Raw genomic sequence first — 9,466 nt, forward strand, 5'->3', positions numbered from 1 at the left:
CACGTATTCGCACCATGGAGCCGCGAGGACGCACCTCAGGGCCCGCCGACTGCACCTCCACGGTGCGGCCGCGAACCCCACCGTGCGTCCTCGCGGCGTACTATTCAAAGAGAACTCACCGAAACCGAGAACCTCCACCACTGGGACGGATGATGAGGGACATCGATGGTTGAGACAGCATGCTCCGTACTCATGAGCCTGATCCTGAGCGTGACCGGCATCCTCCTCGTGGTGCTGGGACGCCGGATGGCGAAGCGCAGGCTCCCGCCGAACTCGTGGGCGGGAGTGCGTTACGAGATCGCGCTGCGCTCGGAGGAGAACTGGTACACGATGCAGGCCCGGTGCGCAACGGCCACCATCGGAGTGGGTGTGGTCCTCCTCGACTCAGCTGTCCTCTTCGCCGTTCAGGCAGCCCTGCATGAGACGATCTCGATCCTGTTCCCCATGGCCATCATGCTGATTCAGACGGTTGCCGGTATCGCATTCGTTCACGTTCAGGCCCGCAGGTGCGCCGCGGAGCTGACGTAGAGCGCATAGGTCGGCTCCCTCACTCAGCGACTTTGGTGAGGGAGCCGGTCGGGGGTGGTCGGAGTCGGTCGGAGTCCGGGGTGAGTGCTCAGCTCTGGTAGACGATCTTGGCCTTGACGTCGTCAACGGCCTCCTCGCCCAGGTAGTGGCGCACGATCTCCAGGCCGAAGTCGATGGCGGTGCCCATGCCGCGGGAGGTGATGACGGGGCCGTCGGTCACGACGGCGGCCTGGTTGACCTGCGCGCCGTGCTCGGCGAGCACGCCCACGAAGCCGGGGTTCGACGTCGCCTGGCGCCCCTCGAGCAGGCCCAGCTCGGCCAGGATCGAGGGGGCGGCGCAGATCGCGGCCACGGGCCGGCCGGCGCGCACCCGCTCGGTGACCGCGGCCATGAGGGGATCGATGGCCTTGAGGTTGGGGGTGCCGGGGATGCCGCCGGGCAGGACAAGCATGTCGTAGTCGTCCAGGTTCGCCTCGGCCAGGGTGAGGTCGCAGGTGACGACGATGTTGTGGGAGGAGACGACAGCCCGCTCGGGAGTCACGGAGATCATCGTCGTGGGGATGCCGGCGCGGAAGAGGATGTCCACGGTCGCCAGTGCCTCGACCTCCTCCAGCCCGGGGGCGATGAAGACGGCGACGGCCTTGTCGGTCCTCTGATCGGTGGGCGCGTGGAAAGCAGGCATGTCTCCTCCAGGAAGGTCGGCTCAGGTCAGTGCGGCTGGCACCATCACCCTACGCGCCGACCACCGGCGGCAGGAACCGCATGGGCGCATCCGCACTGATCGGCAACTCAACGCCGGGAGTAGTCTAAGTCGATCATTGTCGGCTGCGACTCGCTCCGACAGCTCAAGCAGCATCGGGAGGCGAACGATGGCGTGGTGCACGGCAGCCCTGTGCGCGGCCGTTCTCGCTGTGATCGTCTGCAGTGCGCTCCTGCTCCACTACCGACGCTCCCTGCAACGCACCCGGGGAGAGCTCGCCCGCCTTCGTACCTTCCATGAGGAAAGGATGCGGCGCCCCAACGTGCTGTCTCATGAGTTACGTACGCCCCTGACCGTCGTACGCGGCGCTGCCGAGCTGCTCCTCGATGAGAGCGCCGGCCCACTCAACCCCGACCAGAAACGCTTCATTCAGACCATCGCAGAGAACTCCAACCAGGTGATCGATATGGCCTCCGACCTCCTGGCCGAAGCCAGCCTGGAATCCGATCTGTTCAATCTGCGCCTGGAGTGGACTGAGATGCGCCAGCTGGTTCGCGAGTGTGTCGCTCAGTTGCGCCGGGTGCACAACGCGTCCATCCGCTTGGACAACCACGGGGCGCCGCTGCGCCTCCAAGTGGATCCCCGCCTGATGGGGCAGGCTGTCACGAACGTTGTCAACAACGCCGCCCGACACGCAGGCGAAGGCGTCTCCATCCTGGTGCGCATCACTGAGTCCGAAGAAACCATCACCATATCCGTTTCTGACAACGGCACAGGTATGACCCCAGAGGACCGGAATCTGCTATTCACCCCCTTCGCGACTGGGGGGTCCCGACGACCAGGAACCGGATTGGGAATGATGATTACCCAACGCATCGTCGAGCTCCATGGCGGAAAAGTGCTCGTCGACACCATCTCCCGAAAAGGAACAACAGTGTTTCTCACCCTTCCACGCACGTGGCGGGAACCCGACCACAAGGAGGCGACGGCCAGTGAATGACACGATCCGGTCACCAGGCGCTCCCCAGGTTCTCGTCGTCGACGACGAACCACAGATCCTGATGATTATGCGCTTCGCCCTCGAAACAGCGGGTTTCACTGTTGTCACCGCGACCGATGGAGCACAGGCCTGGTCCACCTTCAAACAGCGTCGCTTCGATCTCGTGGTTCTTGACCTCATGATTCCGGTGGTGTCCGGGGTCGCCGTGGCTGAACGCATCCGAAGCATCTCGGATGTACCCATCATGATGATTACCGCGCTGTCTGACGAGCCGGACCGGATCCGTGGGTTGGAAGCCGGAGCCGACGACTACGTCACCAAGCCATTCAGTCCTCGTGAGCTCACGTTGCGAGCCCAGGCACTCGTACGCAGATGGCACGGACGCCACTCGCCTGCGCTTTCCAATGGAGACCTGGTGATCGATACCGCCTCGCATCGGGTCTACCTACATGGTTCGGTGCTGGACATGTCCGATACGGAGGTGAGGTTCTTGGAGGTCCTCGCCCGCAACATCGGGCACGTCGTGACATACGCGGACCTACTCAGCCAGGTCTGGGGCACAGAGGACCACAGCGGCGGCAAGGACATGATCAAGACCACCGCCTACAGGGTGCGGCGCTCTCTGGGCGAGGAAGGCAGGAGATACATCCACTCGGTGCGGGGAGAGGGCTACACCATGCCCCACTTGGCCGAGAGTACATCTAGCGACGCAGCAGGACCGCAGCCTGCGGCCGTTACACGCACCGCACCACGATGGTGACGGCGGTGTTACCAACCGTTACTTCCCGATACCTCTCCGGTCTCCGACACCAGGGATGATGGGAGGCACCCGGTGGGATGTCATGCATCAAAGGCCTCCCGCCACCCGATCCCACTTGATTCAAAGGAGAATCCCATGAGGAAGCGGCTGTTCTCTGCCTTGCTTGCTGCCACTACCGCGAGTGCCCTGGCCCTGACCGGCTGCGCGGTTGACGAGTCGAAGAGCGATTCGATCACCGTCGCCTGCGGAGCCATGGAGGATCTGTGCCAGAAGTGGACTCAGACCTTCACCGAGCAGACCGGGATCCAAGCTACCTACGTGAGACTCTCCTCCGGTGAGACCGTCGCCCGCCTCGACTCGGCGAAGAACAGCCCCGAGTTCGACGTCTGGCACGGAGGCCCAGTGGATGGCTACGGAACCGCAGCGACCAAGGGGCTCATCGAGGCCTACGAATCCCCCAGCGCAGCCAAGATCCCTGACAAGTACAAGGACGCCGACCACAAGTGGACTGGAGTCTACGTGGGAGTTCTGGGGTTCTGCTCCAACAAGACGGTCCTGAAGAAGCTGGGCGCGGAGGCACCAAAATCCTGGGACGATCTACTCAACCCTGCATTCAAGGGGCAGGTCTCTACCGCTCACCCGTCAACCTCCGGAACGGCTTTCACCACCCTGTGGACGCAGAATGTCCGCCTGGGCGGACAGGACCAAGCCCTGGACTACATGAAGAAACTGCACAGCAATGTTCTGCAGTACACCAAGTCCGGCACTGCGCCCGGACAGATCGCGGGCCGCGGTGAAGTGGCGGTGGGCCTGGTCTTCTCCCACGACTGCGTGAAGTACCAGGAAGAGGGCATGTCCGACCTCCAGGTGTCCTTCCCCAAGGAGGGAACCGGCTACGAAGTCGGCGGGGTAGCCCTGGTGGCCAAGTCCAAGCACTCCGAGGCGGCCAAGAAGTACATCGACTGGGCGATCTCGGCCGACGCCCAGAACATCGGACAGACCGTGGGGTCCTACCAGATTCCCACCAACCCCGACGCCAAGATCAGCGACAAGATGGTCAAGCTCGATGACGTCACCTTGGTGGACTACAACTTCAAGGCCGCGGCAGAGGCCAAGCCCGCGCTGACCAAGCGCTTCGACGAGGAGATCGCCGCTCAGCCGAAGGAGTGACGAAGGCCCCTCCATCCGTGTTCCGGGACCAGGCGGTCCCGGAACACCTTCTCCACCCTTCCCACGGCCGCCACCAGCCGAGCGGCCCCCTCGATCGGAGTCCTCCATGTCTTCCGCGGCCTCAACACTGCCCAGTTCCCAAGCCCCTGCACCTTCCACAGCTACGACACGACGCTCCACCAAGGTCCGACGAGACCCGGTGACCATCGGCATCGTCACTGCTATCACCCTTGTCCTTGTCGTCCTCATCGTCCTTCCTCTGGTGACGATCCTCTCTCAGGCATTCTCCGCCAACGGGTCAGAAGTCCTCACCAGCCTGCTGCGCTCCACAACGAACCGAACCACAGTTATCAACACTGTCGTTCTAGGCCTCGTCGTCGGAACCGTCGGAACACTCATCGGTTTCTTCTTCGCTTACGTGCAGGCTCGTGTGGACATACCCGGTAAGCGCCTTCTTCATCTCATCTGCCTCATCCCCATCGTCTCTCCACCCTTCGCCGTCGCCACGGCCTCCATCACGCTCTTCGGACGCAATGGGATCGTCTCCACTCAGCTGCTGGGCCAACAGTGGAACATTTACGGGCTCCCCGGCCTGACCCTGGTGCTCTCCCTGTCCTTCTTCCCCGTCGCCTACATGAACATGCTCGGCATGCTGCGAAACCTGGATCCCGCCATGGAGGAAGCCGCGGCATCACTGGGCGCCTCACCTTGGACGGTGTTCCGCACAGTCACCCTCCCCATGCTCATCCCGGGCTTCGCCTCCTCCTTCCTCCTGCTCTTCGTCGAAGCGATTGCCGACCTGGCGAACCCGCTGGTCATCGGAGGAGACTTCACCGTGCTGGCATCTCGTGCCTACATCGCGGTCAACGGTGAGTACAACACCGCCGCTGGGAGCGCCTACTCGCTGGTGCTTCTGGTGCCGGCCCTGCTGGTGTTCGTCCTTCAGAGGTACTGGGCCTCACGCAGCTCCGCTGTGACTGTCACCGGGAAGCCCACCGGCCGAGTCCGGCTGGTTCGCGCTCCACTTCCCCGTATCGCCCTGTCCGTGATGGCGGCGGCCCTGGCGCTGTTCGTGGTGTCGATATATGCGACTGTCATCCTGGGAGCCTTCGTCAAGATCCTAGGAGTAGACAACACGTTCACGCTCAAGAACTTCCAGTACGTGCTGTCCGGAATCGGCAACGACGCCATGATTGACACGACGATCCTGGCGCTTATCGCTACTCCGATCGCCGGAGTTCTGGGAATGCTTGTAGCCTGGCTCGTCGTCGTGCGCCTCAAGGCCAGCGCCGGCCTCATGGACTTCCTGGGAATGCTGGGACTATCGGTTCCTGGAACAGTCCTGGGCATTGGCTACCTCATCACCTTCAATAAGCCGGTCATCTTCGGTCACCTCATGTTCATGCCGGCCCTCGCTGGAGGAGGTGCAGTCTTCGGCGGAGCCATTGCCATCATCATGGTGTACATCGCCCGCTCCATGCCGTCAGGTCAGCGATCAGGTATCGCAAGCCTTCAACAGGTGGACAAGTCCATCGACGAGGCATCAACATCCCTGGGCGCCTCAGGGCTGCAGACCTTCACCAAGGTGACGATGCCTCTCATTAGACCAGCCTTCATCGCCGGCCTCACGTACGCATTTGCTCGCTCTATGACAACCCTGTCACCAATCGTATTCATCACTACCCCGAAAACCAAGATCATGACCTCACAGATCCTTTCCGAGGTTGACGCAGGGAGATTCGGGAACGCCTTCGCATTCTGCACCATCCTCATCGTCATCGTCATGCTCGTCATCGGTGCGACCAACCTCTTGGTACGCGACACCTCAGTGGCATCGTCAGCCCGTACGAGCCTGTAACCCCATTCAGAAAGGACTTTCACAATGAACACCACCGCCATGAAGAAGGTGCCCTCCAGCTCGGACCAGGATGCTTCCGACACCAAGAGCGGCCGCCTCTCCCTCGTCGAACTCACCAAGACGTTTGGTGACGGGGGCGGTGAGGTGACTGCCGTTGACCACATCAACCTCGACATCGACCCAGGGGAGTTCATCACGCTCCTCGGCCCCTCAGGTTGCGGAAAAACCACTACTTTACGAATGATCGCAGGCTTCGAAGATGCATCATCCGGAAAGGTCATGCTCGACGGCGACAACATGGCAGTCATTCCACCTAACCGCCGCCCGATGTCGATGGTCTTCCAGTCCTACGCCCTCTTCCCCCATTTGTCAGTGCGAGACAACGTCGCCTACGGCCTCAAGCTGCAGAAGATGCCGCCGGCACAGATGGATGAGGCCATCGAAGTGGCTTTGACTGCGATGAACCTGACAGCCATGGCCAAACGCGCCCCATCTCAGCTCTCCGGTGGCCAGCAGCAGCGTGTCGCGCTCGCCCGTGCCATGGTTGTGCGCCCCAAGGTGCTGCTCTTCGACGAGCCCCTCTCCAACCTCGATGCCAAGCTGCGCATCAAAATGCGCCTGGAGATCCGCCACATGCAGAAACGACTGGGGATCACGTCGGTCTACGTCACGCATGACCAGTCTGAGGCCATGGCCATGTCCGACCGCATTGTCGTCATGAATGCAGGCCGCATCGAACAAGTTGACACCCCTGAGGAGATCTACCTGCATCCCGCATCGGTGTTCGTGGCCGACTTCGTGGGACGCGCCAACTTCCTCAAGGCCACGGTCATCGAGGCGCTCGATGCGCCCACCCAGACACAGAGGCGAGCGAAGATTGAGGTACTCGGTTCTGAAGCGACCGTTCCCAGTCATCCCAGCGCAGTGGACGGCAACCAGGAGGTTGTGCTCATGGTGCGCCCCGAGTCGGTGAGACTGGCCGCGGTCCAGGAACCTACCCAGAGAATCTCGGGCTCGCTGGGACAGATCATCACCCGCGTCTTCTACGGGGAGACCGTCGAGTACGAGGTCGAGACCGAGTACGGTTCCATTGTCTGCGTCGTCTCCGATCCTCGTCAGGATGAGCTGTTCCAGGAGGGGCAGGCTGTACGCGTTTCCATCGAGTCCCACAAGGCATGGCTGCTCCCTGCGGAGTAGACGCGTCTTGGCTCGTTCCTCAGTGTCGCCGGCGCTGAGCCTCGCGAGAGGTTGTCAGGGCTCAGTGCTGGCGCAGGAGGTGCTGCTCGGCACTGTCCAGGATCGGCCGGGCGGCCTCCGGCGCGTAGACGCTCAGGCCGCCGTCGGACACGGACAGCTCGACGTTGCCGTCGTCACCGATGGTGACCGGCTCGTGCCCGCCCAGGACACAGATCCACTGCTCGCCGGCGTGCCGCGCCCCGACGTGGAGACGCTTAGTGGCGGCCCTGCGGTCGGACAGAACAACGGCGAGCCCGGAGCCGGGGTGGGCCTCGTCGCCCTCGCGCGCGAAACCGACGACGTCGGGGTCGTCGAAGGCGTCGTGCTGGGGGCCGTGGGCCAGGGCGCGTCGCATGGTCATGAGCAGCGGCAGCTCAGTGACGGCCGGAAGGTCACCGGTCTCGGGCGTGCCGAACAGGTCGCCCCAGAAGACGCAAGGGGTTCCGGCCTCGCGCAGCAGGATGAGGGCGTAGGCCGAGGGCTTGAACCAGGACTCGATGGTGGAGGCCAGGGACTGGCCCGGCTGGGTGTCGTGGTTCTCCACGAAGGTGACGGCACGCGCAGGGTCGGCGGCCACGAGGGTCCCCTCAAAGAGGCGGGTCAGGTCGACGTCGCCATTGGAGCTGGAGGCGGCGTGCAGGTGGAAGTGGAGGGGGACGTCGAACAGGCTCATGAAGGGCACGGCCTCCAGGTAGCCCTCCAGCTCGGCGACGTCGCGGGACCAGTACTCACCCACGGCCGGCAGGGCACGGCCGGTGGCCCGGCGCAGCTCAGGCAGCCAGCGGGCGTAGAAGTCGGCGCCGACGTGCTTGAGTGCGTCCAGGCGCAGACCGTCGACGCCGGTGGTCTCCACGTACCAGCGCCCCCAACGGTCCATCTCGGCGCTGACGGCGGGGTCGATGACGTGGACATCAGAGCCCATGAGGTAGTCGTAGTTGCCGAGCTCGTCATTGACGTTCTCGTTCCACTGCTTTCCTTCGAAGAGCCAGACGCCCTGCTGGTGGCGGGCCTCGTCCCAGTCGGTGCCGTGGAAGCAGGTCCAGTCCCAGGTGAAGTCCGAGTAGGCGCCGGCGCGCCCCGGGAAGGTGTAGCGGGTCCAGGCGGTGATCTCCTCGGTCTCACCAATGGTGCGCGTGCGGTCGTGGGGATCGACGGGCGTAGCGCGCACGACCTCGGTGGCGTCCCCGCCCATGCGGTGGTTGAGGACGATGTCCGCCACGACGCTGATGCCGGCCGCGTGCAGGGCCTCGATGGCGGCCAGGTAGTCCTCCTTGGTGCCGTACTTGGTGGGGACGGTGCCCTTCTGGTCGAACTCGCCCAGGTCGTAGGTGTCGTAGACGCCGTAGCCGACGTCCTCCACACCGGCCTGGCCCTTGTAGGCGGGAGGCAGCCACACCGAGCTCACCCCGCAGTCGGCCAGGAGGGCGGCGTTGTCCGCCAGGAGGCGCCAGTGGGTGGAGTCGGCGGGCAGGTCCCAGGCGAAGGCCTGGAGCAGGAGGGGGTTGACGACGTCGTCCGGGTTGGCGGGGCTGGGCTGGGCGTGGTTCTCGGTCACGGTTCCGATGCTGCCAGTCCTCCCCCTCGGCCGGGGACATTCCACGCGACCGGGTGCGTGTCCTTCCGGACGGGGGCGTTCGACGCCGTCGGGGACCGGAATCCTGTCCCCCAACGCGCGACATGTCCCCGGCCGGGAGAAAATGCACCCCCACGCGCAGGATGTCCCCGGCTGAAGGAAGGATGCGATGTGGACAGTGCGGATGGGCGGCCTCATAATGGTGGGGAGCCACCCGGGTGCTAGCCGGGCGACTCCCCTCGCAAGGGAACGGCCTAGCCGGTCCACGTGCTGAGGGCATCCACAAGGACACCGACGGCCCGGATCAGGCGAGCGACAGCGGTCAAGACTTCGCTCACCTTCCGGGCCGTTACCTTGCCCTTGCGGACTTCTGCGCGTCGTCCTCTCGGCTTGGACACGGCCCTCACCTCCTCCCGGCTTCTTCCTCCCCGGCAAGGACATGAGTGTTCCGGGAGAAGATGCCATGGGAGGCATCACCCATCATGCCAACGGGCGCCGGCAGCCCTTCTCGGACTCCACGACACGGGGATTCCGCGGCGAGACAGTCGCCCTTGTGGACACCGGCGTCGTCGGTACCCGTCCCGTGCCTCTTGGTCTCCAATACGCAGTGACGGCCGGGGACATTCCACGCGGCCGGGGGC

The 9,466-nt window shown here is 63.9% G+C and carries 9 protein-coding genes; 6 read left to right on the forward strand and 3 right to left on the reverse strand.

All coding sequences use genetic code 11. The features are described from left to right. Window positions 1–165 precede the first annotated feature (165 nt). Window positions 166–528: an SdpI family protein gene (locus tag HMPREF3165_RS07635; RefSeq protein ID WP_003789517.1), complete on the forward strand. Its 363-nt coding sequence runs from the start codon at window positions 166–168 to the stop codon at window positions 526–528. Window positions 529–616: 88 nt separating this feature from the next. Here the strand turns inward: HMPREF3165_RS07635 and HMPREF3165_RS07640 are convergent, their stop codons facing one another. Continuing rightward, on the reverse strand, window positions 617–1,210 hold the full coding sequence (locus HMPREF3165_RS07640; protein ID WP_003789516.1) for a DJ-1 family glyoxalase III: 594 nt from the start codon (window positions 1,208–1,210) through the stop codon (window positions 617–619). Between the two features lie 340 nt (window positions 1,211–1,550). Here HMPREF3165_RS07640 and HMPREF3165_RS07645 point away from each other — a divergent pair, with 340 nt between their 5' ends. From HMPREF3165_RS07645 to HMPREF3165_RS07665, 5 genes are all read left to right on the forward strand, one after another. Further along, window positions 1,551–2,228: a sensor histidine kinase gene (locus HMPREF3165_RS07645; RefSeq protein ID WP_256275219.1), complete on the forward strand. Its 678-nt coding sequence runs from the start codon at window positions 1,551–1,553 to the stop codon at window positions 2,226–2,228. After that, entirely contained in the window at window positions 2,221–2,988 is a 768-nt protein-coding gene (locus tag HMPREF3165_RS07650; protein ID WP_256275220.1) for a response regulator transcription factor, read from the forward strand. Before HMPREF3165_RS07645 ends, HMPREF3165_RS07650 begins: the two co-directional genes overlap by 8 nt. 135 nt (window positions 2,989–3,123) lie before the next feature. After that, window positions 3,124–4,158 (forward strand): ABC transporter substrate-binding protein, encoded by a 1,035-nt coding sequence (locus tag HMPREF3165_RS07655; protein WP_070512100.1) that lies wholly within the window; start codon window positions 3,124–3,126, stop codon window positions 4,156–4,158. A 106-nt stretch (window positions 4,159–4,264) separates the two neighbouring features. Next, complete coding sequence (locus tag HMPREF3165_RS07660; protein ID WP_141745030.1) at window positions 4,265–6,016, forward strand: ABC transporter permease; 1,752 nt, start codon at window positions 4,265–4,267, stop codon at window positions 6,014–6,016. Window positions 6,017–6,055: 39 nt separating this feature from the next. Next, window positions 6,056–7,213 carry an ABC transporter ATP-binding protein gene (locus HMPREF3165_RS07665; protein ID WP_070512227.1) on the forward strand — a complete coding sequence of 386 codons (1,158 nt, stop codon included), beginning with the start codon at window positions 6,056–6,058 and terminating at the stop codon, window positions 7,211–7,213. A gap of 61 nt (window positions 7,214–7,274) precedes the next feature. Here HMPREF3165_RS07665 and HMPREF3165_RS07670 read toward each other — a convergent pair whose 3' ends face one another. Together HMPREF3165_RS07670 and HMPREF3165_RS13500 are read right to left on the reverse strand one after the other, a co-directional pair. Further along, the gene (locus HMPREF3165_RS07670) at window positions 7,275–8,807 is read right to left on the reverse strand and encodes an alpha-amylase (RefSeq protein ID WP_070512103.1); all 1,533 of its coding nucleotides are present in this window, start codon (window positions 8,805–8,807) and stop codon (window positions 7,275–7,277) included. A 421-nt stretch (window positions 8,808–9,228) separates the two neighbouring features. Continuing rightward, window positions 9,229–9,466: hypothetical protein (locus tag HMPREF3165_RS13500; protein WP_218079047.1), on the reverse strand; the 238-nt coding region annotated here is incomplete at its 5' end.

This window comes from Actinomyces sp. HMSC08A09 (assembly GCF_001807465.1).
Classification (GTDB): Bacteria; Actinomycetota; Actinomycetes; order Actinomycetales; family Actinomycetaceae; genus Actinomyces; species Actinomyces oris.

What these genes read in the sequence shown, in the direction of transcription:
- HMPREF3165_RS07635 (WP_003789517.1), top strand. Translation starts at nt 166, where the DNA reads ATGGTTGAGACAGCATGCTCCGTACTCATGAGCCTGATCCTGAGCGTG.
- HMPREF3165_RS07640 (WP_003789516.1), bottom strand. Translation starts at nt 1,210, where the DNA reads ATGCCTGCTTTCCACGCGCCCACCGATCAGAGGACCGACAAGGCCGTC.
- HMPREF3165_RS07655 (WP_070512100.1), top strand. Translation starts at nt 3,124, where the DNA reads ATGAGGAAGCGGCTGTTCTCTGCCTTGCTTGCTGCCACTACCGCGAGT.
- HMPREF3165_RS07660 (WP_141745030.1), top strand. Translation starts at nt 4,265, where the DNA reads ATGTCTTCCGCGGCCTCAACACTGCCCAGTTCCCAAGCCCCTGCACCT.
- HMPREF3165_RS07665 (WP_070512227.1), top strand. Translation starts at nt 6,056, where the DNA reads ATGAAGAAGGTGCCCTCCAGCTCGGACCAGGATGCTTCCGACACCAAG.